This is a genomic window from Stenotrophomonas sp. PS02301 (assembly GCF_029959485.1).
Lineage (GTDB): Bacteria > Pseudomonadota > Gammaproteobacteria > Xanthomonadales > Xanthomonadaceae > Stenotrophomonas > Stenotrophomonas maltophilia_Z.
Window position 1 is genome coordinate 25,049 of sequence record NZ_JASCOO010000010.1, and the last position, 24,602, is coordinate 49,650.

The 24,602-nt window shown below is 67.5% G+C and carries 22 protein-coding genes; 4 read left to right on the top strand and 18 right to left on the bottom strand.

Annotation, left to right across the window (positions count from 1 at the left end; all coding sequences use genetic code 11):
* Positions 1 to 54: 54 nt before the first annotated feature.
* Positions 55 to 1,056, bottom strand: a complete 1,002-nt coding sequence (gene gap / locus QMX81_RS04350; RefSeq protein WP_121039371.1) for a type I glyceraldehyde-3-phosphate dehydrogenase — start codon at positions 1,054 to 1,056, stop codon at positions 55 to 57.
* Positions 1,057 to 1,256: 200 nt separating this feature from the next.
* Between gap and QMX81_RS04355 the strand changes: the two genes are divergently transcribed.
* Positions 1,257 to 1,886 carry an OmpW family outer membrane protein gene (locus QMX81_RS04355; RefSeq protein ID WP_121039374.1) on the top strand — a complete coding sequence of 210 codons (630 nt, stop codon included), beginning with the start codon at positions 1,257 to 1,259 and terminating at the stop codon, positions 1,884 to 1,886.
* A gap of 78 nt (positions 1,887 to 1,964) precedes the next feature.
* Here QMX81_RS04355 and QMX81_RS04360 read toward each other — a convergent pair whose 3' ends face one another.
* Positions 1,965 to 2,663 (bottom strand): aspartate/glutamate racemase family protein, encoded by a 699-nt coding sequence (locus QMX81_RS04360; RefSeq protein ID WP_282259020.1) that lies wholly within the window; start codon positions 2,661 to 2,663, stop codon positions 1,965 to 1,967.
* Between the two features lie 119 nt (positions 2,664 to 2,782).
* Here QMX81_RS04360 and QMX81_RS04365 point away from each other — a divergent pair, with 119 nt between their 5' ends.
* On the top strand, positions 2,783 to 3,598 hold the full coding sequence (locus QMX81_RS04365; RefSeq protein WP_282259022.1) for a S1/P1 nuclease: 816 nt from the start codon (positions 2,783 to 2,785) through the stop codon (positions 3,596 to 3,598).
* A 10-nt stretch (positions 3,599 to 3,608) separates the two neighbouring features.
* Entirely contained in the window at positions 3,609 to 4,415 is an 807-nt protein-coding gene (locus QMX81_RS04370; protein ID WP_282259024.1) for an MBL fold metallo-hydrolase, read from the top strand.
* 57 nt (positions 4,416 to 4,472) lie between these two features.
* Here QMX81_RS04370 and QMX81_RS04375 read toward each other — a convergent pair whose 3' ends face one another.
* Genes QMX81_RS04375 through QMX81_RS04385 form a run of 3 tightly spaced genes read right to left on the bottom strand, consistent with a single transcriptional unit; the run spans position 4,473 to position 6,602 of the window.
* Positions 4,473 to 5,042: a hypothetical protein gene (locus QMX81_RS04375; RefSeq protein ID WP_121039385.1), complete on the bottom strand. Its 570-nt coding sequence runs from the start codon at positions 5,040 to 5,042 to the stop codon at positions 4,473 to 4,475.
* Positions 5,039 to 6,244 carry a TonB family protein gene (locus tag QMX81_RS04380; RefSeq protein ID WP_282259028.1) on the bottom strand — a complete coding sequence of 402 codons (1,206 nt, stop codon included), beginning with the start codon at positions 6,242 to 6,244 and terminating at the stop codon, positions 5,039 to 5,041. The genes QMX81_RS04375 and QMX81_RS04380 overlap by 4 nt, the downstream gene beginning before the upstream one ends.
* Positions 6,237 to 6,602 carry a BlaI/MecI/CopY family transcriptional regulator gene (locus QMX81_RS04385; protein ID WP_121039391.1) on the bottom strand — a complete coding sequence of 122 codons (366 nt, stop codon included), beginning with the start codon at positions 6,600 to 6,602 and terminating at the stop codon, positions 6,237 to 6,239. Before QMX81_RS04385 ends, QMX81_RS04380 begins: the two co-directional genes overlap by 8 nt.
* Before the next feature lie 214 nt (positions 6,603 to 6,816).
* On the opposite strand from QMX81_RS04385, the gene QMX81_RS04390 reads away from it, so the two are divergent.
* Positions 6,817 to 8,769 carry an acetyl-CoA hydrolase/transferase C-terminal domain-containing protein gene (locus QMX81_RS04390; protein ID WP_121039394.1) on the top strand — a complete coding sequence of 651 codons (1,953 nt, stop codon included), beginning with the start codon at positions 6,817 to 6,819 and terminating at the stop codon, positions 8,767 to 8,769.
* Positions 8,770 to 8,902: 133 nt separating this feature from the next.
* Here the strand turns inward: QMX81_RS04390 and tkt are convergent, their stop codons facing one another.
* The 13 genes from tkt to QMX81_RS04455 form a co-directional block, all read right to left on the bottom strand.
* On the bottom strand, positions 8,903 to 10,912 hold the full coding sequence (gene tkt, locus QMX81_RS04395) for a transketolase (RefSeq protein WP_121039397.1): 2,010 nt from the start codon (positions 10,910 to 10,912) through the stop codon (positions 8,903 to 8,905).
* A 151-nt stretch (positions 10,913 to 11,063) separates the two neighbouring features.
* Positions 11,064 to 12,407, bottom strand: a complete 1,344-nt coding sequence (locus QMX81_RS04400; protein ID WP_152152534.1) for a dicarboxylate/amino acid:cation symporter — start codon at positions 12,405 to 12,407, stop codon at positions 11,064 to 11,066.
* Between the two features lie 67 nt (positions 12,408 to 12,474).
* On the bottom strand, positions 12,475 to 14,178 hold the full coding sequence (locus tag QMX81_RS04405; RefSeq protein ID WP_282259035.1) for a BatD family protein: 1,704 nt from the start codon (positions 14,176 to 14,178) through the stop codon (positions 12,475 to 12,477).
* Positions 14,175 to 15,923, bottom strand: coding sequence for a VWA domain-containing protein (locus QMX81_RS04410; RefSeq protein ID WP_282259116.1), 1,749 nt, complete (start codon positions 15,921 to 15,923; stop codon positions 14,175 to 14,177). The genes QMX81_RS04405 and QMX81_RS04410 overlap by 4 nt, the downstream gene beginning before the upstream one ends.
* The gene (locus QMX81_RS04415; protein ID WP_282259120.1) at positions 15,920 to 16,918 is read right to left on the bottom strand and encodes a VWA domain-containing protein; all 999 of its coding nucleotides are present in this window, start codon (positions 16,916 to 16,918) and stop codon (positions 15,920 to 15,922) included. The genes QMX81_RS04410 and QMX81_RS04415 overlap by 4 nt, the downstream gene beginning before the upstream one ends.
* A 5-nt stretch (positions 16,919 to 16,923) precedes the next feature.
* Positions 16,924 to 17,385: a DUF4381 domain-containing protein gene (locus tag QMX81_RS04420; protein ID WP_121039409.1), complete on the bottom strand. Its 462-nt coding sequence runs from the start codon at positions 17,383 to 17,385 to the stop codon at positions 16,924 to 16,926.
* Positions 17,382 to 18,305, bottom strand: coding sequence for a DUF58 domain-containing protein (locus QMX81_RS04425; RefSeq protein ID WP_152152540.1), 924 nt, complete (start codon positions 18,303 to 18,305; stop codon positions 17,382 to 17,384). The genes QMX81_RS04420 and QMX81_RS04425 overlap by 4 nt, the downstream gene beginning before the upstream one ends.
* 5 nt (positions 18,306 to 18,310) lie before the next feature.
* Positions 18,311 to 19,333, bottom strand: coding sequence for a MoxR family ATPase (locus tag QMX81_RS04430; protein WP_121041204.1), 1,023 nt, complete (start codon positions 19,331 to 19,333; stop codon positions 18,311 to 18,313).
* A 139-nt stretch (positions 19,334 to 19,472) separates the two neighbouring features.
* A complete protein-coding gene (locus QMX81_RS04435; RefSeq protein ID WP_121039415.1) occupies positions 19,473 to 21,449 on the bottom strand; it encodes a type IV pilus secretin PilQ family protein in 1,977 nt (658 codons plus the stop codon).
* Between the two features lie 20 nt (positions 21,450 to 21,469).
* Entirely contained in the window at positions 21,470 to 21,964 is a 495-nt protein-coding gene (locus QMX81_RS04440) for a pilus assembly protein PilP (RefSeq protein ID WP_226956626.1), read from the bottom strand.
* Positions 21,965 to 22,002: 38 nt separating this feature from the next.
* Positions 22,003 to 22,677, bottom strand: a complete 675-nt coding sequence (locus QMX81_RS04445) for a type 4a pilus biogenesis protein PilO (protein WP_121039421.1) — start codon at positions 22,675 to 22,677, stop codon at positions 22,003 to 22,005.
* Positions 22,674 to 23,513 (bottom strand): PilN domain-containing protein, encoded by an 840-nt coding sequence (locus tag QMX81_RS04450; RefSeq protein ID WP_282259043.1) that lies wholly within the window; start codon positions 23,511 to 23,513, stop codon positions 22,674 to 22,676. Before QMX81_RS04450 ends, QMX81_RS04445 begins: the two co-directional genes overlap by 4 nt.
* On the bottom strand, positions 23,513 to 24,571 hold the full coding sequence (locus QMX81_RS04455; RefSeq protein ID WP_019183880.1) for a pilus assembly protein PilM: 1,059 nt from the start codon (positions 24,569 to 24,571) through the stop codon (positions 23,513 to 23,515). Before QMX81_RS04455 ends, QMX81_RS04450 begins: the two co-directional genes overlap by 1 nt.
* Positions 24,572 to 24,602 lie beyond the last annotated feature (31 nt).

Consider the following 24,602-nt stretch of genomic DNA (forward strand, 5'->3'; position numbering starts at 1 on the left):
GACAGACCCCGGCACGGGGCCGGGGTCTGTGGAATGACGCAGGGCAGCGCTGGCTTACGCCGCGACGACCTTGACCATTTCCAGGCACTTGTTGGAGTAGCCCCATTCGTTGTCGTACCACGACACCAGCTTGACGAAGGTGCTGTCCAGCGCGATGCCGGCATCGGCGTCGAACACCGAAGTGTGGGTTTCACCGCGGAAGTCGGTCGCCACGACCTTGTCTTCGGTGTAGCCCAGGATGCCCTTCAGCGCGCCTTCGCTCTGCGCCTTCACTTCAGCGCAGATCTCGGCGTAGGTGGCTTCCTTTTCCAGCTCGACGGTCAGATCGACCACCGACACGTCCGAGGTCGGCACGCGGAAGCTCATGCCGGTCAGCTTCTTGTTCAATTCCGGGATCACCACGCCGACGGCCTTGGCCGCACCGGTGGAGGACGGGATGATGTTTTCCAGGATGCCACGGCCACCGCGCCAGTCCTTGTTGGACGGGCCATCGACGGTCTTCTGGGTGGCGGTCGCGGCGTGCACGGTGGTCATCAGGCCACGCTTGATGCCCCACTTGTCGTTGATGACCTTGGCCAGCGGGGCCAGGCAGTTGGTGGTGCACGACGCGTTGGAGACGATCGCCTGGCCGGCATAGGTCTTGTCGTTCACGCCGAACACGAACATCGGGGTGTCGTCCTTCGACGGTGCCGACAGGATCACCTTCTTGGCGCCCGCGTCGATGTGCTTCTGCGCGGTTTCCTTGGTCAGGAACAGGCCGGTGGATTCGATGACGACGTCCACGCCGACCTCGTCCCACTTCAGGTTGGCCGGGTCGCGTTCCTGGGTCAGGCGGATCTTCTTGCCGTTGACCAGCAGGTCGTTGCCGGAGACTTCCACATCGGCCTTGAAGCGGCCATGCACGGAGTCGTACTTCAGCATGTACGCCAGGTAGTCCGGCTCCAGCAGATCGTTGATGGCGACGATTTCGATGTCATTGCCGAAGTTCAGCACGGCCGAGCGCAGTACGTTGCGCCCGATGCGACCGAAACCGTTGATGCCAACCTTGATTGCCATGTTCACAAGCTCCTGCAGCCGCGACGGTGCGGCGCCGATGGAAAGGGGCGTTCATTCTAGCAGGGCCGGAACCGGCCCGGCCCGGGGAAGACGAATGGGAACCGGTTACAACGGTAAATACCCGGATTGATCCGGATCAAGGCGCGCAGGCGCATGGACGGGAAAACTGGCGCCATTCCAACCCGCCACGAGACCGTCTCATGCGCAAGACCTCCCCCCTCCTGCTCTCCAGCCTGGCCGCCGCCCTGGCGCTGGCCGCCGCCCCCGCCATGGCCCAGTCCAAGGGTGACTGGACGATCGGTGCCGGCGTGCACCAGGTCGCCCCGAAGTCCAACAACGGCTCGCTGGCCGGCGGCACGCTGAAGGTCGATGTGGACAACGACATCAAGCCGACCATCACCGGTGAGTACTTCATCGCCGACAACCTGGGCATCGAGCTCCTGGCCGCGCTGCCGTTCAAGCACGACATCAACATCGCCGGCCTGGGCAACGTGGGCAGCACCAAGCACCTGCCGCCGGTGGTGTCGCTGCAGTATCACTTCAACAGCAAGGGCAAGGTCTCCCCGTTCCTGGGCGCCGGCATCAACTACACCACGTTCTTCAGCGAGAAGACCGGCGGCGCGCTGGCTGGCAGCACGCTGAAGATGGAAGACTCCTGGGGCCTGGCCGCCCATGCCGGCCTGGATTTCGCGATCAACGACAAGGGCTCGCTGCGCGTTGATGTGCGCTGGATGGACATCGACAGCAAGGTCAAGCTCAACGGTGAAAAGATCGGCACCGTCAACATCGACCCGCTCGCCTACGGCGTGTCGTACGTGTTCAAGTTCTGATCGGCGGATCAGAACCCAACAAGGCAACACCCTCGCAGCAAGACAGTTTCCCCGGCTTCGGCCGGGGTTTTTTTTGGCTCATTCGGCCAACAGATGCCGCGCCGCCGCCTGCGCATGCAGCGTGGTCGTATCGAACACCGGCACCGTTGCATCCTGCGCGCCGACCAGCAGCATGATCTCCGTGCAGCCCAGGATGATGCCCTGCGCACCGCGATCCACCAGTCGCTGCATCACCGCCCGGTAGGTCTCGCGCGAGGCCGGCAGCACCTGCCCCTTCACCAGCTCGCCATAGATGATCCGATGCACCGCCGCGCGGTCATCGGCCTCGGGAATCAGCACCTCCAGGCCATGCGCCTGCGTGAGCCGCCCCGTGTAGAAATCCTGCTCCATGGTGAACGCCGTGCCCAGCAACCCCACCCGTTGCAGCCCGGCGGCCTTGATCGCCTCGGCCGTGGGATCGGCGATGTGCAGCAGGGGAATCGGGATCGCCGCCTGCACCGCGTCGGCCATGCGATGCATGGTGTTGGTGCAGATCACGATGGCCGTCGCACCCGCGCCCTGCAGGCGCTGGGCCGCATCGATCATCCGCTGGGTCGCGGTGTCCCAGTCGCCGGCATGCTGCAGTGCCTCGATCTCGGCGAAATCGAACGACCACAGCAGGATCCGGCCCGAGTGCAGGCCGCCCAAGGTGTCGCGCACGTGCGCGTTGATCAGGCGGTAATAGTGGGCCGAGCTTTCCCAGCTCATGCCGCCGATCAGGCCAACGATGTGGGCCATGGGGACCTCCGGATTCCGCCCGATGCGGGGACCCGGCGAGCCTAGCGCAAGCCGCCGGACGCTGCAGCCGGCCAGATCCCGGCAAGCCCGCGCGCGGCCGGCCCGCTAGAATGCCGCGGATGAAAATGCCTTCCCTGCTCCCGGCCACCGCCCTCGCGCTGGCCCTCACCTTCGTTTCCACCGATGCCCTGGCCTGGGGCGCACAGGGCCACCGCCTGGTGGCGCGGATCGCCGAGACCCGGCTGACCCCGCAGACCCAAGCCGAGGTTGACCGTCTGCTCGCCGCCGAGCCGGACCCGACACTGCACGCCATCGCCCCTTGGGCCGATCAGCTGCGCGCCAAGGATCCGGATCTGGGCAAGCGCTCGGCCGGCTGGCATTACGTCAACATCGGCGAAGACGATTGCCACTATGAAGTGCAGAAGCACTGCAAGAACGGCAACTGCGTGGTGGAGGCGCTGAAGGTACAGACCGCGATTCTCGGCGACCGCAGCAAGTCCGATGCAGAGCGCGCGCAGGCGCTGAAGTTCGTCGTGCATTTCGCCGGCGACATCCACCAGCCGATGCATGCCGGCTACGGCCACGACAAGGGTGGCAACGATTTCCAGGTGCAGTTCAACAACCGCGGTACCAACCTGCACTCGCTGTGGGACAGCGGCATGCTGAACGAGCAGACGCTGGATGACGACCAGTACCTCAAGCGCCTCCTCGCCCTGCCCAAGCCCGCATTCGGCAAGCGCTCCAACATCACTGTCGACGCCGCGCAGTGGGCCGAAGCCAGCTGCCGGATCGCCATTGCACCTGGCGTTTACCCGGACAAGCGTACGCTGGGCCCCAGCTATGCGGCGACCTACCGCCCGGTCGCCGAGCGCGAGCTGCGCGTGGCCGGTGAACGCTTGGCCGTGCTGCTCAACGACACCCTGGGCAAACGCTGAGGTCTGCACCATGTCACTGCACGTCGCCAGTTTCTTCCACCCGGACAGCCACACCTTCAGCTACGTGGTGCATGACCCGGCGACGTTGCAGGCGGCGGTGATCGACCCGGTGCTGGATTACGACCCGGACACCGATGCACTCGGCGCCGGGCCGCTGCAGCCGTTGCTTGCGCATGTGCGCGGGCACGGCCTGCAGGTGCGCTGGCTGCTGGACACCCATGCCCACGCCGACCATGTCAGCGCCGGGCGCTGGCTGAAATCCCAGTGGCCGGATGCGACGCTGGCGATGGGCCAGGGCATCGTGCAGGTGCAGCGCACCTTCGCGCCACGCTACGCGCTGGATGTACCGACCGATGGCTCGCAGTTCGACCATCTGTTCGCCGATGGCGAGCGCTTCACCCTCGGTGATATCGACACCGAAGTGATCGCAGTGCCGGGGCACACCAGCGACAGCGTCGCCTATCGCATCGGCGATGCGCTGTTCACCGGCGACTCGCTGTTCATGCCCGACGGCGGCACCGCTCGCTGCGACTTCCCGGGCGGTGACGCGGCGCAGCTGTACCGCTCGATCCAACGGATGTTGGCATTGCCCGATGCGACCCGTGTGTTCATCTGTCACGACTACGGCCCAGGGGGCCGCGAGGTCGCCAATCAGACCACGATCGGCGCGCAGCGCGCGCACAACATCCACCTGCATGACGGCGTCAGCGAAGCCGAGTTTGTCGCCACGCGCCAGGCGCGCGATGCCACGCTGGCCGAACCGAAGCTGATGGAGCCTTCGGTGAAGGCGAACATACAGGGCGGTCCGGAAAGGTAGCGCCGGCCGCTGGCCGGCACCCCTTATTGCCCGGTTGGCACAGTACGCCTTACCTGTTCAGCGTCCTTGCCGGCGCACCACGTGCTGCCCTTTCACGATCTCGAACGTGAAGCCGTACAGCAGACTTACCGGCACCGGTTCGATGCGCTCGGCGCCCTCGCAGTTGCCCCGATCCGTCGGCACGCGCTGCGGAGTGAAATGACAGACGGCCGCGGGCACAAAGCGCCACATCGCCACCGCTTCCTGGGCAGCCTGCATGAGGGGCGCGTTCTCCGGCGCATTGCCGGCGGCACAGTCACTGCGATCGATCACTGGCAGACTGCGTTCGACCTTGCCTTCCGCATCGATCACCAGTTGCAGGCACACCGTCGTCGGTGCCAGCGCGCGGCGCGGATCGCGATCACCGACCGCCGGGTCCGGCCCCGCATTGAGCTGCGGCATCCGGTAACCTTCGGTCGGCCCCAGCTGATACGTCTCCACCTTTCCGCTCCCCTGAGCGCCGACGTTCGGATCCAGACGCTGGTGATCCACGTTCTCGGCACGCGTGTCCACCGTGGTCGACGAGGGGTGACTGGCACAGCCTGCCACCAGCATCGCCAGGACCACGGCCAGCGGCCCCCGCTTCACAGCGTCGGGTCCGACGCATCGAGTTCGAATGTCATCGGAATCTTCAACGCCGAGGCAACGGCCTGTCCATTCCGGCGCGCCGGTTCGAACGTCCATTGCTTGGCTGCAGCGATCGAGGCCTCGTCGAACACGCCGGCCGGTGTCGAACTGAGTACCCGGACATCGCCCGGCTTGCCAGCCGCATCGACCTCCACGCGCAACATCACGCTGCCGGAAATGCCCTGATCGAACGCCGCCTTGGGATACGTCGGCGGCGTCAGGTCACGGGCCTGCGCGCCCACATCGCTCGTTGCCGCTTTGGCCTGCGCCGGCTCGGCACCCGCGCCGCCCTGGCTGGCCCACGCCACGGTGCCCAGCCCGACACACAGCCCGACCACCAGCACTTGGCCGGTCATCCACGGCAATGCCTTCCGCTTGTGTTCCTTCAACATGGCAATACGCTCCTTCAACATCGGTTGGCTGCGCCAGTGGCAGGCCATCGGTGCAACCGGGTGGACCAACTGCGCCTTGAGCAGCGCGTTGGCGTAGAGCCGGCGCAGGGCCGGATGCGGATCGACCGTGCGCGCGTCGCAGGCCAGTTCCTGGTCACGCAGGAAGCGGCGCGCCGCCCACGGCAGCAACGGGTGGAACCAGAACACGCAACGCAGCGCGGCCAGCGCGGCGTTCGCCCAGGGATCGCCATGGCGGCGATGGCTCTGTTCGTGACGCAGGATCAGGTCCTGCTCGGCGGGGCTGAAGCGCTGCTCGAAGTCCGGGCCCACCACGATCCGCGGCCGCCACAGCCCAACCAGCGCCGGCAGGCCCGGGTCGCCACTGGCCTGCCAGCTGCCATCCGTGCGCGGCTGCAGCGCGCCCAGGGCATGCTCGAAGCGGCGCTGCGCGCGCCAACTGATGCCAGCCATCGCCACCGCGCCCAGCAGCCACACCGTCAACAGCAGCAGCGGCCACTGCGAGGCGTCGGTGGGCACGGCCGGCGCGCGCAGGGCCGAGGCCATGGCCATCACCGGGGCGGTCTCGGTGATCGTCAGCGGCGGCACCGGCAGGTACGGGACAATCAGCATCAGCGGCAGCAACCACCAGCTGCGGTAGGCCAGCGCTGCGCCCCCCAGGCGCAGCAGCAGGGGCCTGGCGGCGGCCACTACCAGCGTCGCCACCGACAGCCATACGCTGGCCTGCAGCAGTCCATCGAGCAGCTCAGTCATGGTCCAGCGCCTGGATCAGCTGCTTCAGTTCGGCGATGTCCTGCGCGCTGAGCTCGCCGCGCTGGCTGAAATGCGCCACCAGTGGCGCGATGCGGCCGTCGAAGACACGGCCCAGGAAGCCTTCGCTCTGCTCGGCCACCCAGGCCTGGCGCTGCAGCACCGGCGAGTACAGATACCGGCGCCCCTCACGGCCGGCGCTGATCGCGCCCTTGGTCAGCAGCCGGTTGAGCAGGGTCTTGATGGTGGGCTCGGCCCAGTCCCGGCTGGCCAGCGCGGCGACCACCTCGTCGGCGCCCAGCGGGTGGCTGCGCCACAGCACCTCCATCACCACGGCTTCGGCTTCACTGATCTGGCTCATCATTTACATCCGTAATCGACGATTCGATTACGCCCGTAATCAGCACCGGTGTCAACCCTTCGACGGCCGGTTCATGCAGCCGCTGCCAGCATCGGCGCATGCCCCACGGAGCCCTCGATGAGACGCTACCGACCATTCGATGAAGTCTCGCGTCGCCGTCTGTTCAAACCGGAAATGCTGTAATGACCCGCATGATTTCGCAGGATAGCGCCGCATGACCGAACACCTGACCGACCTGGACGCCGCCGTCGACTGGCTGCTGCAGCGGGTCGATGGCCCCCTGCGCATTGGCGCCCCACTCGCCCTGGGCAAGCCGCACCGGCTGCTCAACGCCCTGTATGCCCGTGTGGAAAACGACGCCTCGCGGCCGCTGCAGCTGTATACCGCGCTGTCACTGAACCCGCCGCGCGGCGGTGCCGGGCTGGAAGCACGCTTCATGAAGCCGTTCGCCGAGCGTCATTTCGGTGAGGACTTCCCGCGGCTGGCCTACGCCGATGCAATGGTGCGCGATCAGCTGCCGTCGCATGTGCAGGTGGAAGAGTTCTACATGCAGTCCGGCGCATTGTTGAATTCCTCGCAGGCCCAGCGCAGCTACACCAGCCTGAACTACACGCACGCCGCCGATGCGGTGGCGCAGCGCGCGCCGCATGCAATCGTGCAGAAAGTAGCGATGCGCGCGAATGATCGGCGCCTGTCGCTGTCGTGCAACAACGACATCACCCAGGACACACTGGATGCGATGGTCGCGCGCGGGCTGCCACGCCCGCTGATGATCGCCGAGATCGATCCGCAGCTGCCCTATCTGGCCGGCTCGGCCACGGTGGATGTGTCGTTCTTCGATCTGGTGATCACGCCCCCGGGGCCCTACCCGGCGCTGTTCGGCCTGCCCCGCCAACCGGTCAGCGATGCCGACTACGCGATCGGCCTGTACGCCAGCACGCTGGTGCGCGATGGCGGCACGCTGCAGATCGGCATCGGCACGCTGGCCGATGCGCTCAGCCATGCGCTGGTGCTGCGGCATACCGACAATGCGCGTTACCGCCAGATTCTGCAGGCGCTGGATCCCGGTCTGGCCAACCACCCGACCGTGCTGGAATGCGGTGGCCTGGAGCCGTTCGAGATCGGCCTGTATGGCTGCAGCGAAATGCTCAACGAAGGCTTCCGCCGGCTGGTCCAGACCGGGGTGATCCGGCGCAAGGTGCATGACGATCTGGCCTTGTTGCAGCGGATCGAGAACGGCACCGCGTGGACCACCGATTACGCCACGCTCGAGGCCGAGGGCGAGTACCTGCACGGCGCGTTCTACCTGGGCTCGCCGGAGTTCTACCAGTGGCTGCGCGACCTGCCCGATGAGGAACGCAGTGCGATCGGCATGCGCCGCATCAGCGAGATCAACCAGCTCTACGGCGGCGATGAAACGCTGGAGCGCATGCAGCGCCGCGATGCGCGCTTCTTCAACTCCTGCATGATGGCCACCGCGCTCGGCGCCGCCGTCTCCGATGCGCTGGAAGACGGCCGCGTGGTCTCCGGCGTGGGCGGCCAGTACAACTTCGTGGCGATGGCGCATGCCCTGCCCGGTGCACGCAGCGCGCTGATCTTCCGCGCCACCCGCGAGGACAAGGGCGTCCTGCACTCCAACGTGCGCTGGAACTACGGGCACGCCACGATCCCACGGCATCTGCGCGATCTGTACATCAACGAGTACGGCATCGCCGACCTGCGCAACATGACCGACGAGGACTGCGTGATCGCCATGGCTGCGATCACCGATGCACAGTTCCAGGCCGCTTTGCTGGACAAGGCGAAGGCCTCGAAGAAGCTGGCGACTGGTTTCACCGCGACCGGTGATGGGCAGCGCAACACGGCCGCCGCCGTCAGTGCCGCGCTGGCACCGTTCCGCCAGTCCGGCCTGCTGCCGGACTATCCGCTGGGCAGTGATTTCACCGAGGTCGAGCAGCATCTCGTCAAAGCTTTGGGCTGGCTCAAGCAGAACACCCAGACACCGATGGCCAAGCTGCGCACGGTGCTGTCAGCGGTGACGCAACCCGCCGGCGATGGCGATCAGGCCTATCTGCAGCGGATGGGGCTGGAGGCGCCGACGACGTTCGGCGAACGCATCGAGGCGCGGTTGCTGCGGCTGGGGTTGGCGCGCACTGCGGCCGGGTGATGTGTAGATCCACGCCATGCGCGGATCTACACTCGATCAAGGAGGGCGTGGTGTTTGCCCTTCAACACGCGAAAGGCCGGGGAGATCCCCGGCCTTTCGCGTTGCAGCTACCGGGCAGCGCCCGGCGCCACCATCAGTTCGCCAGCTGCGCCTTGGCCGCAGCCACGACGTGCTCGGCGGTGATGCCGAAGTGCTTGTACAGCGCCTCCGCCGGGGCCGACGCACCGAAGGTATCGATACCCACCACCGCACCGTCCAGGCCCACGTACTGGCGCCAGAAACCGGTGACGCCGGCTTCCACGGCCACGCGGTTGCGCACGGCGTTGGGCAGCACGGACTCACGGTACGCCGCGTCCTGACGCTCGAAGACATCGGTCGACGGCATCGACACCACGCGGGTCTTGATGCCGGCGGCATCCAGTTCCGCCTTGGCGGTCACGGCCAGGCCCACTTCCGAACCGGTGCCGATCAGGATCACGTCCGGCACGCCACCTTCCGCATCGGCCAGCACATACCCACCGCGCGCGATCTGGGCGACCTGCTCGGTGCTGCGCGGCTGGTGCGGCAGGTTCTGGCGGCTGAACACCAGGCAGCTCGGGCCGTCCTTGCGGGTGATCGCGGCCTTCCAGCTGACCGCCGATTCGACCGCATCGCACGGGCGCCACACATCGTTGTTCGGGATATAGCGCAGCGAGGCCAGATGTTCCACCGGCTGGTGGGTCGGGCCGTCTTCGCCGAGGCCGATCGAATCGTGCGTGTACACGTGGATCGCGTGGGCCGGGATCAGCGCGCTCATGCGCACGCCGTTGCGGGCGTAATCGCTGAACACCAGGAAGGTGGCGTCGAACGGAATGAACCCGCCATGCAGGGCCAGGCCGTTGGCGATCGCGGTCATGCCGAACTCGCGCACGCCGTAGTACACGTAGTTGGCGTTCGGGTCATCGGTGGCGACCGACTTGCTGGCCTTCCACAGGGTCAGGTTGGAGTGCGCCAGATCAGCCGAACCGCCCACCAGTTCCGGCAGCAGCGGCGCGAACGCTTCGATCGCCAGCTGCGAGGCCTTGCGCGAGGCGATGGTCTGGCCATCGGCCTGGACCTGGGCGATGTAGGCATCGGCCTTGGCGATGAAATCGGCCGGCAGCTCGCCGTGGGAACGACGGATCAGCTCATCGGCTTCGGCCGGGAACTGCGCGGCGTACTTGTCGAACTGCTGTTCCCACTCGGCCTGGCGCAGGGTGCCGGTACCGCCGGCACGCCAGCCGGCGTAGATTTCTTCCGGAATCTCGAACGGGCCGTACGGCCAGCCCAGCTGCTTGCGGGTCGCTTCCAGCTCATCCTTGCCCAGCGGGGCGCCGTGGCTGGATTCCTTGCCGGCCTTGTTCGGTGAACCGAAGCCGATGGTGGTGCGGCAGCAGATCAGGGTCGGCTTGTCGAACTGCGACAGCGCGCTGTCGATGGCGGCCTTGATGCTGTCCGGATCGTGGCCATCGACGCCGCGCACCACGTTCCAGCCATAGGCTTCGAAACGCTCGGGGGTGTTGTCGGTGAACCAGCCATCGGTGTTGCCGTCGATGGAGATGTGGTTGTCGTCCCAGAAGCAGACCAGCTTGGACAGGCCCCAGGTGCCGGCCAGCGAGGCGACTTCATGCGAGATGCCTTCCATCAGGCAGCCATCGCCCAGGAACACCCAGGTGCGGTGGTCGACGATCTCGTGTTCCGGGCGGTTGTAGCGCTGTGCCAGCAGCTTCTCGGCCAGGGCGAAGCCCACGGCGTTGGCCAGACCCTGACCCAGCGGACCGGTGGTCGTCTCCACGCCGGGGGTTTCATGGTGCTCCGGGTGGCCGGCGGTCTTGCTGCCCAGCTGGCGGAACTGCTTGAGCTGCTCGATCGGCAGGTCGTAGCCGCTCAGGTGCAGCAGCGCGTACTGCAGCATCGAGCCGTGGCCGTTGGACAGCACGAAGCGGTCGCGGTTGAACCACTTGGGATTCTTCGGGTTGTGACGGAGATAGTCGTTCCAGAGCACTTCGGCGATGTCGGCCATGCCCATCGGCATGCCGGGGTGACCGGACTTGGCGGTTTCGACCGCATCAGCGGCAAGGAAGCGGATGGCATTGGCCAACTGGCGGCGGGTAGGCTGCGTCATGGTTCTGTCGGAGTCGGGAGGCTCCCGCGGAGCTGCGGGCAGCCCATTGTCCCACAGGTGATCGGCGGGGTCAGGCCGGAGACAGGCCAGGCCCTTAACGACAACGCCCCGCACAAGGCGGGGCGTCGGGAACCTGCAGGCCTGCGCGGGCTTAGTCGCGCGGGGCGGGTGCCGGGGCCGGGGCCACCGCGGCCACGACCGGACCATCGTCCACCTCGCCCTTGGCCACCAGGGTGGTCAGGGCCAGATCGCCGGTGACGTTCAGCGCGGTACGGCACATGTCCAGGAAGTGGTTCACGCCCAGGATCAGGCCGATGCCCAGCGGGTTCACGCCGACCATGGCGCAGATCATCGCCACCACCGGCAGCGAGCCGGAGGGCACGCCGGCGGTGCCGATGCCGCCCAGGATGCAGACGGCCATGACCATGAACTGCTGGCCGATGCTCAGGTCCACGCCGAAGAACTGCGCCAGGAAGATGACAGTCACGCCCTCGAACAGTGCGGTGCCGTTCTGGTTGGCGGTGGCGCCCACGGTCAGCACGAAGCGCGAGACCTTCTGCGGCAGGCCCATCTGGTCGGCCACGCGCAGCGCGGTCGGCAGGGTGGCGTTGCTGGAGGCGGTGGAGAAGGCCATCACGGTGGCCTCCTGGGTGTCGCGGAAGAACGCCAGCGGCGAGCGCCCGGAGAGCCACACGGCCACGCCGTAGGTCACCACCATGTGCAGGCCCAGCGCCAGCACCACCACGCCCACGTAGGCGCCCAGGCGGATGATCAGCTCGAAGCCGAACAGTGCGGCCAGGTTGAACATGAAGCAGGCCACCGCGTACGGGGCCAGGCGGATGACCAGATTGATCAGCGTCATCGAGACTTCGAAGATGCCTTCGATGGCACGACGCAGCGGGGCCACCTTCTCTTCAGGCGAAAGCACCATGCCGATGCCGAACATCAGCGCGAAGAACATCAGCGACAGGATCGCGCTGTTGCTGGAGGCCGCCTCGACCACGTTGCCCGGCACGATCGACAGCAGCATGTCCATGCCCTTCGGCGTGCCATGGATACCGGCGACGATTTCCTTGCTGCGTTCGGCGTTCTCGGCCAGCATCTGCGCGGCCACGACCGGGTCCACGCCCACGCCGGGCTTGAGCACGTTGACCAGCACCAGGCCGATGCCCACGGCGATCCCGGACAGCACGATGGTGTACGCCAGCGTCTTCCAGCCGATGCGGCCAAGGGCGCGGATGTCGCCCATCTCCGACACGCCCATGATCAGCGCCGAGAAGATCAGCGGCACGATCAGCATGAAGATCAGATTGAGGAACAGGCCCGAGGCCGGGGTGGTGATGTAATCCATCACCCACTTGGCACCGGTATGCAGGCCGTCGATGCTGCCACCGAGGGCATGGACAGTCAGCCCGAGGACCAGGCCGATGATGAAGCCAATGCCCATTTTCCAGTGCAAAGGCAGTTTCTGCCGGGTCGTTGCGGCCTCAGTCATGGAGCGGCGTTCCTCGAAAAAATGAAATCAGCTTAGCAAAGCCGGCCGCCCTGACCGACACGCCTTTTTATGAATGCGCGGATGGGTACAACGGCGCGAGGCCATTGTTCTGCGTGCCCGCACGGGCCCGCCAGTGCGGTCCGTCATGAAAGGCGCGCCGCAGCGCCTGCCTTGCCTGGCCCACATCACCGCCCTGCCCGCCCCAGCGGACCGCCTGCATCTGGATCAACGTCTCGCGCTGTTGTGCGTTGTCGAGGCGCTCCAGCACCTGCTCGAAGGTCTGCACACCGCCCATGCCAGCCAGCACGGCGATGATCTCGTCCAGGCCGCCGGCTTCCATCGCCCGGCGCAGGTCGGCACGTGTGTACGGGCTTCCGGACGAAGCGACGGGCACGCCCGCTTCGGCATCGCGCACGGCGACACGACGACCGCGACGGCGCCAGCCCCAGAGCAGGGTCAGCAGCCACAGCACGGCCAGGCCCGCCGACAGTGCGATCCAGCCCCACGGCCGCGGTGCGCCCTGCGCCGGCGCCAGCTGCAGATCGGTGGAGGCCGCCGCCGGTTCGCCCGGCAGCGCCGAGGTGGTGTCCACCGGCAGCGCCGGCGCGGTACTGCCGGCCACACCGGCGGCGATGTCCAGCTGCAGGTCCGGCAGGCTGGCATTGCGCGGCTGCCCGGCCGCCACATCCCACCACGCCATGCGCAGCCCCGGCACGGTCAGCGGCCCGGCCTGACGCGGCACGATCGCAAACCGCCGGGTCAGCTTGAGCTGCGGGGTGGTGCCGTTGAAGGTTTCATCGAACTGCGGCGGCTCGGCAAACACCTGCGCGCCGGGGCCGACATCGGGCACGGGCAGTTCAGGGAACTGCGCCTTGGTCGCGCCCTCGGCCACGGCCTCCACCACGATCGTGGCCGCCTCACCGGCACGGCCGGTGGTGGGCGCTGCGGTGTAGCGCAGGCGCAGCCCGTGCAGCGGCAGCCACGGTTGCGGTGCAGAGGCGGGTTGCGCCTGGACCTGCAGCGTGCGCTCGGCCGATGCGGCACGCAGGCGGCCATCGCCGCCGAACATGTCATTGAAGAAGCCGCCCGCGCTGCGCCCGTTGAACTGTGCCGCCGGCAGCACCAGCGGCCCGCTGCGCTCGGGAATCAGCAGGAAGCGCCGTTCCACCACGTTGTAGCGGCGCCCATTGACCTCGCGCACCAGGGTGCGGTCATCGCCCACCCGCTGCAGCGAGGCGCCGGCCGGTGTATCGAGCACCAGTTCGCCACTGAGCAGTTGCGCGGCGTAGAACAGGCGCACCACCACGCCGACACTCTGCTGCACATAGGGCGTGGGATCGTCGACCTCGGTTTCGAGGAAGGCCGCAGCATCACCACTGGCCGCCGCGGGCGCGGACGCGCTGCTGGCGCCGACCTGCAGGGTCAGCGGCTGGGTGCGGCTGCTGCCCACCTGCAGGGCAGGTATCTGCAGGGTGCCGGTGCGCTTCGGGCTGAGCGCGACGGCATACAGCGCGCGCGCGGTCATCGCGCCATTGCTCCACTGCACCTGGCGGCTGCTGGTCTGGCTGCTGAGATCGAAGTCGGTCCGCAGCGGGCCATAATCCGGCGCGCCGCCGCCCGCATCGGATTCGATGTTGAGGGTGACGGTATCGCTGTCGGTGATCTGCTCGCGGTCGAGCCAGGCGCGGGTCTGCGCGTGCGCGGCCATGCTCGCGCACAGCAGCAGGGCAAGCCCTGCGCGCAACCAGCGCTGTATCGTGGAATGTGTCATCGCCCTTCCCGTTTCCTGCGTTCGTTTTCCAGCTGGAACTTGGCCCGCAGCAGGCTGCCGGGGTCATCCGGTACCCGCCGCATCCAGGCCTCGACCGCCTGCTGCTGCTCGCGCTGCTGCGGGGTGCCGCTGACCTGGCCCTGCGCCTTGTCGTTGCCGTCGTTCTGCCCCTGGTGCTGCATCGCCTGCTGCATGCGCTCGCGCTGGGCCGCGTCAGCCTCGGCCTGCGCCTGGCTGTCGGCGGCCTGCGGCGACTTGCCGCCCTTGGATTGGCCATCCTTTGCATCAGCGGATGCGGACGGCGGTGACTGCCCCTGTTCGCCCTTGTCCTGCGGAGGCGACGCGTCCCCATCCTTGCCTTGACCCGGGTTCTTGCTGGGATCGGGCTGGTCGGAGGGCGGCTTTTTTCCGTCCTTCTGATCGTTGTTCTGATCGTTGTTCTGTGGCGGCCTGCGCTTGCGGGCGGCATCGACGGCGGCGCGGTTGGCGACCGCATCGGCCATGCCCGGATGCTGTTTCAGCGCACGGTCGTAGGCCTCGAGGGCGGCATCGTACTGGCCCTGTTTCGCCAGCGCGTTGCCCAGGTTGTACCAGCCGGCATCGGTATCGATGCCCTCGAACTGCTGCTGCGCCGCCTTGAAGTCGCCCTTGCGGTAGGCATCCACGCCGGTGGACAGGCGTTGCTGATCGATCTGGTCGGCGCGTTGCCACCACGTTCCCTCGGCGGCGTGGGCCGTCGTCGGCAGCGCCATCGGCAGCGCCGCCATCATCGCCAGCACCGCCAACGCGCCGCGCCGCCGGAAGGCGAACAGGGCCAGCAGCATCAGCGGTGGCAACAGCCAGAACCCTTCATCGCGCCACGTGCGGCCCTGCCCTTCGCGGCTGTCATCGGCACTGACCCGCGGGGTCAATACGTCGAGCGCCGCGAGATCCTTGTCATCGGAGGCGATACGCGCATAGCGGCCGCCGCCACGGCTGGCGACACCCCGCAGCGTGCCCTCCTCCAAGCGCGCCGGCACGATCTGACCCTCGCCGTTGCGGTAGGCCGCGCCCTGCGGCGTACCCAGCCCGAGCACGGAGACCACGAAGCCCTGCGCGCGTGCCGAGGCAGCGGCCTGTTCGGCATCCGCATCGGCGCGATCGGTCAGCAGGAGAATGTCGCCACCGCGTGCGCCGGATTGCTGCAGCAGCTTCACCGCCGTCTCCAGCGCACGGTCGGCACGCTGGCCATCGCGCGGCATCACCTCCGGTGCCAGCGCATCCAGATACAGCGCGACATTGGCCATGTCGTCGGTCAGCGGGGCCACGGTATACGCGTCGTCGGCGTACACAAGCAGCGCGACTTCGCCGCCCTGGCGCTCGCGCAGCAGCGTGGCCAGCTTGGCGCGCGCCTGCAGCAGACGCGACGGTGGCAGATCGGTCGCGGTCACCCGCGAAGAGAGATCCAGCGCGACCACCAGCGGCGACGGCGTCTGCCACAGCGGCTGCGCGATCTGTCGCCACGAAGGACCGGCCAGCGCCACGATGGCGATCGCCGTGCCGAGCAACAGCAGGATCAACCCGCCCCAGGCGCGACGGTCGCGGCCGACCAGGAGATGGCGCAGCAGATGCGCATCCACCGTCTGGCGCCAGACATTGGCGCGATGGCGACGCAGCCACCAGATCGCCACCAGCAGCGGCAGCACGAGCAGCGCCCACAAGGCATCGGGGCGGACAAAATGCAGGGCGTTCCAGCTCGCGCTCATGTCCAGCGCCTCGGCAACAGCCACGCCAAGCCGGCCAGCAGCAACGCCAGCGCCAGCGGCGGGGCGTAGCGTTCGATCCGCGGCCGCACCGCCGGGCCGGCCGATTTGACCGGCTCCAGCCGTTCCAGCTCGGCATAGATGCCGGCCAGCTCATCGGTATTGCGCGCACGGAACGAGCGCCCGCCGGTGAGCTCGGCAATCTTGTTCAGAGTCGCTTCGTCGACCGGGTCTTCGCCGGGGGCGATCTGCACGCCAAACAGGCTGATGCCCCCGTCGCCGCCGAAGGCCACCGTATAGACGCGCACACCTTCGGCCTGGGCCAGCTCGGCCGCGCGCAGCGGTTCAAGCACGCCGGCATTGCTGACCCCGTCGGTGAGCAGGATCAGCACGCGCTGCCCTTCCGGCTGTTCGCGCAGGCGTTTGACTGCCAGCGCGATCGCATCGCCGATCGCGGTCTCGCGCCCGGCCAGGCCGACCACGCTGTCGCGCAGCTGGTCACGCACGCTGGTGAGGTCGGCCGTCAACGGGGTCAGCGTATAGGCACGCTCACCGAAGATCAGCAGGCCGACACGATCACCCACACGGCGGTCGAGGAAATCGGCGAGCACGGCCTTGGCCGCGGTCAGCCGCTCGACCACCTGATTGCCAAGCATCATGTCCGCTTCGCTCATGCTGCCGGAGACGTCCACCGCAAGCATCATCTGCCGGCCCTGCTGTGGCGGCGTCACCGCTTCGCCCAGCTGCTGCGGTCGCGCGGCGGCCACGCACAGGCAGGCCCACGCCAGCCACAGCAGCGCGCGCCCCAGTCGTGGCCCGGCGCCGCCCGAGGCAGCCCCGAGCGATTGCAGCTGATCGGCCGCATACGGCACCCGCAGCGCGGCCCCCGCGCCGGGCCGCGATGGCCACCAGCGCATCAGGATCGGCAAGGGCAGCGCCCACAACATCCACGGCCACGCCAGGCTGTCCACCCAGCTCAACCACGTGGGCACCGTCATCGCGATCATCGGCCGCGCTCCGTCAGCAGCGACAGATAGCGGCGGCGGGCCAGCACGCGCAGCCGCTGCACCGCCTCGGCATCCACGCTCGGTCGATAGCCACCATCGAGCAGCAGCGCACCATCGCCCTCGGAAAACGCCCGGCTGTTCTTCTCATCCAGGAACGCCAGCCACGCGTTGCCCTGCAGACGTTCCGCCCCGGGCTGGTACTGACGTGCCGCGCGGCGCAACAGCTCGGCGATCGCCGCCACCTCCCGCACCGGCGAACCGGCCTGGGCGACCTGTGCATCGAACAGATCCAGCCAGCGCTGGCGCGCACGCCGCCGGCGCCAGTACCAGACCCAGATTCCCGCCACCACCAGCACGATCGCGCCGAACACCAGCCACCAGCCCGGCGCGGGCGGCCACCAAGGCGGTGACGGCGGCAGCTGCACATCGCGCAGCGGCAGCGAGGCGGCGGCGCTCATGCCACCACCGCCGTCGGCAAGGGGCTGAGCCAGCTGTCGCTGGCATCGTCGGTGGCCACCACATGCACCTGGATGCGGCGGGCCGCCAAGCGGCTCTGCAGCGCTTCCAGGGGCGCAACGAAGCGTTCGCGCCAGTGCTCACGCACCGCGGCGCTGCGCAGATCCAGCAGCACGCGGCGCCCCTGCGAAAGGAACGGCAGCGCATCGGCCGGCGGTGCCAGCTCCAGCGGATCGACCAGCAGCATCACCACCACCTCGTGGTGCATGGCCAACGCGGCCCAGCGTGCACTGCTGATCGTGGCGGCGCGCGCCGGATCGGCCAGCACCACCACCCGGGCACCGGGGCGCAGCAGACGTGCCGCCTGCTCCAGCGCGCGATCCAGGCCGGCGTCTTCGGCAGGCGGCTCGGCATACCAGCGGGTCAGGGCGTCAAGCACGCGCAATACACCGCGGGTGCCCCCGGCCGGTGCGATCGGCGGCTCCTGGGTGCTGCCACGCACCGCAGCCAGGCGGTCACCCTGGCGCTGCGCCAGCCACGCCGCCACCGCACCGACGCGCGCGGCCTGCACGGATTTGAAGCGGACCCGGGTGCCGAAATACAGCACCGGATCGGTGTCGGCGACCAGCAGCGTCAAGCGTTCGCGCTCGGCCTGAAAAAGTTTGGTATGCGCACGCCCGGTACGCGCGGTGACGCGCCAGTCGATATGCCGCGCGTCATCGCCCGGCACATAGTCGCGGGACTCGGCGTATTCCATCCCACGCCCGCGCGCGGGCGACGGCGCACTGCCGGCGTGACCCAGCCGGCCACGCCGTGCCGGCGGCGCACGGTGCGCACTGCGGCGCAGCGCCACCAGCTCGGCCAGGCTCGGCCGCAGGCCATCACCTTCCAGCGGCGTAGCCGTATGCACGGGCGTATCCATCGCGCTCAGGGCGCCGGCACGCGGGCCAGCAGCTCGGCGACCAGACGCTCGCCATCCCAGCCTTCGGCGGTGGCTTCATAGCTGGGCAGCACGCGGTGCCGCAGCACGTCGGGCGCGACGTTGCGCACATCTTCCGGGGTGACGAAGTCGCGGCCGGCCAGCCAGGCCCGGGCGCGTGCACAGCGCTCCAGCGCGATGGAGCCACGGGGGCTCGCGCCCCAGGCGATGCGCCGGGCCAGCGCCGGGTCGTAACGCGCGGCATCGCGCGAGGCCAGCACGATCTCGATGAGATAGCGCTCCAGCGCGGGCGCGACATGCAGCGACAGCACCGCCTTGCGAGCGGCGAACACATCGCTCAACGGCATGCGGGCCGGCGCGGCGGCCGGGGTGGACAGCGCTTCGCGCGCACGCTCGCGGGCCAGGCGCAGGATTTCGGTTTCCGCCTCCGAATCCGGATAACCGATCCTTACATGCATCAGGAAGCGGTCCAGCTGGGCTTCGGGCAGCGGGAAGGTGCCCTCCTGCTCGATCGGGTTCTGCGTGGCCATCACCAGGAACAGCGACGGCAGCGGATAGGTATGGCGGCCGACGGTCACCTGGCGCTCGCCCATCGCTTCAAGCAGCGCGGACTGCACTTTGGCCGGGGCACGGTTGATTTCGTCGGCAAGCAGGATCGGATGGAAGATCGGACCGGGCACGAATTCAAAGCGACCTTCCTGCGGGCGCCAGATCTCGGTACCGGTCAGATCGGCCGGGAGCAGGTCCGGGGTGAACTGCACGCGTGAGAAATCCGCATCGAGCCGGGCGGCCAGCGCACGGATCGCGGTGGTCTTGGCCAGGCCGGGGGCGCCCTCGACCAGCAGGTGGCCATCGGCCAGCAATGCGGTCAGCAGGCGCTCGACGAGCGCGCTCTGGCCGACGATCTCGGAGGACAGGCCGTCACGCAGCGCGCGGAAGGCCTCGTGCAGGCGGTCGTGCTCCACCGGAGCGGGCGTGGGGGTATCGGGCATGGGGGGCGGCAGATTCATGGCATCCATGTGACCTCCACGGTGGGCAGAGGTTCCATCGCCATGATGGCAGGACAGCGCCGGTTACAACATCAAGATTGGCTGAACGCAGAAAGGGCCGCACGTGGCGGCCCTTTCGTCATTGCAGCAGCGGTGCGGCTCAGTTGACGGCCGGATTGGCCTTGGCCACGCGCAGCACCTTCGGGGTCACGAACACCAGCAGTTCGGCCTTGTCCTTGTTGCGGCTGCGCTTCTTGAACAGATTGCCCAGGAACGGCACGTCGCCCAGGAACGGCACCTTGTTGATGCTGGTGCGGTCGGTGAACTCGTACACGCCACCGATCACCACGGTCTGGCCGTCGTCCACCAGCACCGCGGTGTTCACTTCGCGGCGGTTGATGGTCGGGACCTGGCCGTAGCCTGCCAGCAGGATGTAGCTCTCCACTTCATCCTTCTTGACCGCCATGTTGAGGAACACACGGTTGTCGTTGGTGATGGTCGGGGTGACCTTCAGCTCCAGCACCACTTCCTTGAACTGGACATTGGGCTGGGCCGCGGCGCCGGCCGCACCACCACCGCTGATGGTGACGTAGCCGATTTCCTTACCCTGCTTGATCACCGCTTCGCGCTGGTTGGTGGTCACCACGCGCGGGTTGGAGATGACTTCGCCGCGCGATTCGGCCTGCATCGCCGAAAGCTCCACATCCAGCAGGTAACCGGCATTGAGGATCGACAGCGCCAGCGAACCCGGGTTGTTGATCGCCGCCACCGGCAGGTTCCAGTTCAGGCCTTCGGCGAACTTGGTCGCGCCACGCACCGGGATCGCCCCGGTGCGGCCACCGGCCACCCACTCGTTGATCGCCTTCTGGTACTCGGTGTCCTTGGTGCCGCGGTCGTTGATGTTGTTGTGGTTCTGATCGGTGTTGGCCCCGAAGAACACGTCCTGGCGGCTGCCACTGATGCCGAACTTGGCGCCGAGTTCACGCGCGAAGGTATCGGTGGCGATCACGATCCGGCTTTCGATCAGCACTTGGTCGACCGGACGGTCGATCACGCTGATCAGCTCACGCATGCGCGCGATCTTCTTCGGAATGTCGCTGATCATCAGGGTGTTGGTGCGCTCGTCGGCCACGATACGGCCGCGCGAGGACAGGAACCCGCTGTCTTCCTGCGAGCTGCCACCACTGCCACCGCTGCCGCCGCCGATACCCTTGGCTTCGGTCAGCGCTTTGAAGATCGCCCCGGCGTTGTGGTAGTTGATCTGCACGTAATCGGTGACCAGATCCTCGCGGTTCTCGATCGCGATGCGCGCGTCTTCCTTGTCCTGCTCGAACTTGGCCAGTTCCGGCTGCGGTGCCACCCAGATCACGCCGCCGTCGCGGCGCTTGTCCAGGCCCTTGGCCCGCAGCACGATGTCCAGCGCCTGGTCCCACGGCACGTTGATCAGGCGCAGGGTCACGTTGCCCTGCACGCTGTCGGAGGCGACCACGTTGAGGTTGGATTCCTCCGCCACCAGCTGCAGCACGGTGCGTACCGGCACGTCCTGGAAGTTGAAGGTGACCGGCTTGCCGCTGTAGCCGCGCTGGCCCAGGGCCGCCGCGGCCTGGCTGACCGAGGTGGCGGTGACCGCGCCGGTCGCCGGGGTGGCCTGGCGCGGGCTGATCTCGACCACGTATTCGTTGCCGCTCTGGTAGGCCAGCGACTCGAACGCGGTGTTGGTGTTGAGCACCAGCTGCGTGCCGCCGCCATACGGCTTGGGATCGATGCGCTGCACGGGCGTGGCGAAGTCGGTCACGTTGATCGACTTCTGCAGGTTTTCCGGCAGGCGCGCGTTGCCGACGTCGATGACGACGCTGTTGCCCTGGCTGCGCAGATCCGGGCTCGCGCCCTGGCCATCGAACTGCAGGATCAGCCGGCCGGCGCCATCGTCGCCGCGCTTGAAGTCGATCTTGGACACCGACAGCGAGGCCGGCGCGGTCGCCGGCGCGGTGGTGGCCGCCGGTTTGGGCACTGCGCCGCTGGGCGTGGCCGCCATCAGCGTGCCGTTGGCCACCATGAGCGCGACTCCCAGCGCGCACAGGTGGAGCAACTTCTGGCGCCGGACGGAACGCAGCCGCATGGCGTTGGAAAAAGTCATCGTGCTATCCCCATAATCATTCATTGATCTTCAAGCGCGAGCGTTGCCGGCCGTTCCAGCCAGCCACCCGCGCCATCCGGCACCAGTTCAATCAGCTCAATCCGGTCCTCGAAGACCCCGGTCACCCGCCCGTCGCTCTGCCCCAGATAGACGCCCGGACGCACCCGATAGGTGACCTTGTCCGGTGCCATCACCAGCACGACGAGTCCGCCCCCACGGCCGATCGAACCCACCATGTCCAGGCTGTCCAGCGGGAAATCTTCCAGCGGCTCCTTGCGGCGGTTCGGATCCGGACGCAGCCCCGATCCCCCTTGCGGATTGGTCCAGGCGTCGGTGAACGGGTCGCGCATCCCCTGCGCGGAATATTCAAACGTCTCGAACTGCTGCATCACCGGCAGCGGCTCAAGCGGCGGCGCCGGACGCGCACGCACGTCGGCCACCCACTTCTCCAGGTTCGGTGCATCGCCGGGCGTACTGGTCACGCCGCGTGCGCAGCCGGCCAGCAGCACGACCATCAACAGACCACCTACCCGTGCGGTCGACGTCAGAGGGCTCATTTCCGGCCTCCCTTCGCAGCCTTTTCTTTCTCGGCGGCGGCCTTCTCCTGGGCTTCCATCTCCACATCATCCAGGTAACGGTAGGTCTTGACCGTTCCGGACAACTCCAGCGCACCGCTGCGGGCGGTGATGCCGGTCTTGGGATCCTTCGGCTTCAGGTTGATGTCGTGCATGGTCAGGATGACCACGCGCGGCAACGAGGCCACACCACTGACGAACGCGCCGAACTGGTGGTAACTGCCCACCATGCGCAGGGCGATCGGCTTTTCCGCGTAAAACTCCTTGGGCTGCTCCGCACCGGGCTGGAACAACTCGTTGGACAGGCCACTGGACAACGCGGTCTGGGAGATGTCGATGATCAGATCGGGCATCTCGGTCTTGCTGGGCAGCTGGCGCAGCATCTGCTGCAGCACCTGTTCCATCTGGGTCAGCTGCTGCTTGAGCGGCTCCAGATTGACCGCGCGGCCCTGTTCCTTTTCGAACTCGGTGCGCAGCTGGGTCTCGGTGCTTTCCAGCGACGCCAGCTCATCGCGCTTGCCGCTGATCAGCAGGAACCAGGCCATGATCACGATGAACAGCGCCAACAGCGCGCAGAACACGACCTTGGCCTTCTGCGGCCAATTGCCGATGTTGTTGAAGTCCAGCTCTTTGAGGTTGATCTTCTGGCTCATGCGGCGGCCCCCTTCTGGGCCGGGGCCGGCGCCGCCGGTTGTGCAGGTTGCGCGGAGGGCGTGGGCGTGGGCGGCACGATGCGGCTGTTGCCGGCCGGCGGGGCCGGATCAGCGGCATCGGGCGAGGCCGGTGCGTTGGGCGCCGGGGCCGGCGACAACGGGGCCACCGGCGGAACCGGGGTAGCGCCCGGCGGTGCCGGATCGGCGGTCGGCTCGATCACGCTGCCATCGGCGGCCAGCTCGGTAACGCTGCTCTGGGCCGGCAGATTGACCTTGACCACGAACATGTACGGCAGCGACTTGATGTCCGCCACCGGGCTGCTGGCGGCACCGGCCTTGTCACGCTCCGGCGCCTTGGCCTCGATGATCGACAGCTCCGGATTGGTCATCCAGCCCGAGCTTTCCAGGTTGCGCATGTAGGCACTGACACGGGCATTGGACTGGGTGCGGCCTTCCAGGGTGAGCACGTCGCCCTCCTGCTTGAGCGTGGTCAGCACCACCCCGTCGGGGATGGTCCGGACCAGCGCATCGAACAGGTGCACCATCTGCGAGCGCTTGGCCTGCAGTTCCTCGATCACGGCCTTGCGCGCCAGCAGGCGGTCCTTCTGGCGGTCCAGGCGTTCGATTTCCTTGTTCTGCTCCTTGACCTTCTCGATCTCGGCCTGCAGGAAGGTGTTGCGATCGCTCTGCCCGCTGACCTGACGGTCGTAGTAGAACCAGATCAACAGCGAGAGCAGCAACCCACCGATGGCGGCGGCACCGAGCATGGCGTAGAAGTCGCGCTGGCGTTGCTTGCGCCGTTCGGCGCGCCAGGGCAATAAATTGATGCGCGCCATCAGTCAAAGCTCCTCAGCGCCAGACCGGTGGCGATCATCAGCGCCGGGGCATCCTGGGCCAGGGCGTGTGCCTGCACCTTCGGGCCGAGCGTCATCTGTGCCAGCGGGTTGGCCACCACGGTGGCCACGCCCAGCTGCTCTTCCACCATATCCGGCAGGCCGGTCAGGGCCGCGCAACCGCCGGCGAGCACGATGTGATCGACCCGGTTGAACTCGCTGCCTGCATAGAAGAACTGCAACAGACGGCTGATCTGCTGGACCGTGGCTTCCTTGAACGGCTCCAGCACTTCCATCTCATAGCTTTCCGGCAACCCGCCCTGGCGCTTGGCCAGCCCGGCCTCTTCGTAGGTCAGCCCATACCGGCGCATCACTTCGTCGGTCAGCTGCTTGCCGCCGAATACCTGCTCGCGGCTGTACAGGCTGCGGCCACCGCGCAGGACGTTCAGGGTGGTCATGGTGGCGCCGATGTCCACCAGCGCGACCACGCCATCACTGGCCACCGGCAGCTCGCTGGCGACCAGGGCAAAGGCGTTCTCGACCGCGAAGGCCTCCACGTCCATGACCCGTGCCACCAGCCCGCCCAGTTCCAGCGCCGACTGGCGCAGCTCGACGTTCTCTGAACGCGAAGCGGCCAACAGCACCTGGACCATTTCCGGGTTGTTCGGAATCGCACCCAGCACTTCGAAATCGAGGTTCACTTCCTCGATCGGGTACGGGATGTAGTTGACCGCTTCGAGCTCGACCTGGGCTTCCATGTCGTTCTCGTCCAGATCGGCGGGCATCGGGATCAGCTTGGTGATCACGGCCGAGCCGGCCACGGCCGCGGCGGCATGCCGTGCCTTGGTTCCAGAGCGGTTCACGGCGCGTCGAATGGCCTCCCCGACCGCTTCGACCTCCACGATGTTCTTTTCCACCACCGCATTCGGCGGAAGTGGTTCCACGGCGTAATGTTCCACGCGGAAACGATTGCCGCTGCGGGATAACTGCAACAGCTTTACTGCAGTCGAGCTGATATCGACGCCGATAAGAGGCGACTGGCTTTTTGGGATAAGCCCCACGGTTTCTCCCCTGCCGATGGGCACTTGGACG

Coding starts and splice junctions, on each gene's coding strand:
- gap (WP_121039371.1), bottom strand. CDS start 1,056: ATGGCAATCAAGGTTGGCATCAACGGTTTCGGTCGCATCGGGCGCAAC.
- QMX81_RS04355 (WP_121039374.1), top strand. CDS start 1,257: ATGCGCAAGACCTCCCCCCTCCTGCTCTCCAGCCTGGCCGCCGCCCTG.
- QMX81_RS04360 (WP_282259020.1), bottom strand. CDS start 2,663: ATGGCCCACATCGTTGGCCTGATCGGCGGCATGAGCTGGGAAAGCTCG.
- QMX81_RS04365 (WP_282259022.1), top strand. CDS start 2,783: ATGAAAATGCCTTCCCTGCTCCCGGCCACCGCCCTCGCGCTGGCCCTC.
- QMX81_RS04370 (WP_282259024.1), top strand. CDS start 3,609: ATGTCACTGCACGTCGCCAGTTTCTTCCACCCGGACAGCCACACCTTC.
- QMX81_RS04380 (WP_282259028.1), bottom strand. CDS start 6,244: ATGACTGAGCTGCTCGATGGACTGCTGCAGGCCAGCGTATGGCTGTCG.
- QMX81_RS04385 (WP_121039391.1), bottom strand. CDS start 6,602: ATGAGCCAGATCAGTGAAGCCGAAGCCGTGGTGATGGAGGTGCTGTGG.
- QMX81_RS04390 (WP_121039394.1), top strand. CDS start 6,817: ATGACCGAACACCTGACCGACCTGGACGCCGCCGTCGACTGGCTGCTG.
- tkt (WP_121039397.1), bottom strand. CDS start 10,912: ATGACGCAGCCTACCCGCCGCCAGTTGGCCAATGCCATCCGCTTCCTT.
- QMX81_RS04400 (WP_152152534.1), bottom strand. CDS start 12,407: ATGACTGAGGCCGCAACGACCCGGCAGAAACTGCCTTTGCACTGGAAA.
- QMX81_RS04405 (WP_282259035.1), bottom strand. CDS start 14,178: ATGACACATTCCACGATACAGCGCTGGTTGCGCGCAGGGCTTGCCCTG.
- QMX81_RS04410 (WP_282259116.1), bottom strand. CDS start 15,923: ATGAGCGCGAGCTGGAACGCCCTGCATTTTGTCCGCCCCGATGCCTTG.
- QMX81_RS04415 (WP_282259120.1), bottom strand. CDS start 16,918: ATGACGGTGCCCACGTGGTTGAGCTGGGTGGACAGCCTGGCGTGGCCG.
- QMX81_RS04420 (WP_121039409.1), bottom strand. CDS start 17,385: ATGAGCGCCGCCGCCTCGCTGCCGCTGCGCGATGTGCAGCTGCCGCCG.
- QMX81_RS04425 (WP_152152540.1), bottom strand. CDS start 18,305: ATGGATACGCCCGTGCATACGGCTACGCCGCTGGAAGGTGATGGCCTG.
- QMX81_RS04430 (WP_121041204.1), bottom strand. CDS start 19,333: ATGAATCTGCCGCCCCCCATGCCCGATACCCCCACGCCCGCTCCGGTG.
- QMX81_RS04435 (WP_121039415.1), bottom strand. CDS start 21,449: ATGACTTTTTCCAACGCCATGCGGCTGCGTTCCGTCCGGCGCCAGAAG.
- QMX81_RS04440 (WP_226956626.1), bottom strand. CDS start 21,964: ATGGTCGTGCTGCTGGCCGGCTGCGCACGCGGCGTGACCAGTACGCCC.
- QMX81_RS04445 (WP_121039421.1), bottom strand. CDS start 22,677: ATGAGCCAGAAGATCAACCTCAAAGAGCTGGACTTCAACAACATCGGC.
- QMX81_RS04450 (WP_282259043.1), bottom strand. CDS start 23,513: ATGGCGCGCATCAATTTATTGCCCTGGCGCGCCGAACGGCGCAAGCAA.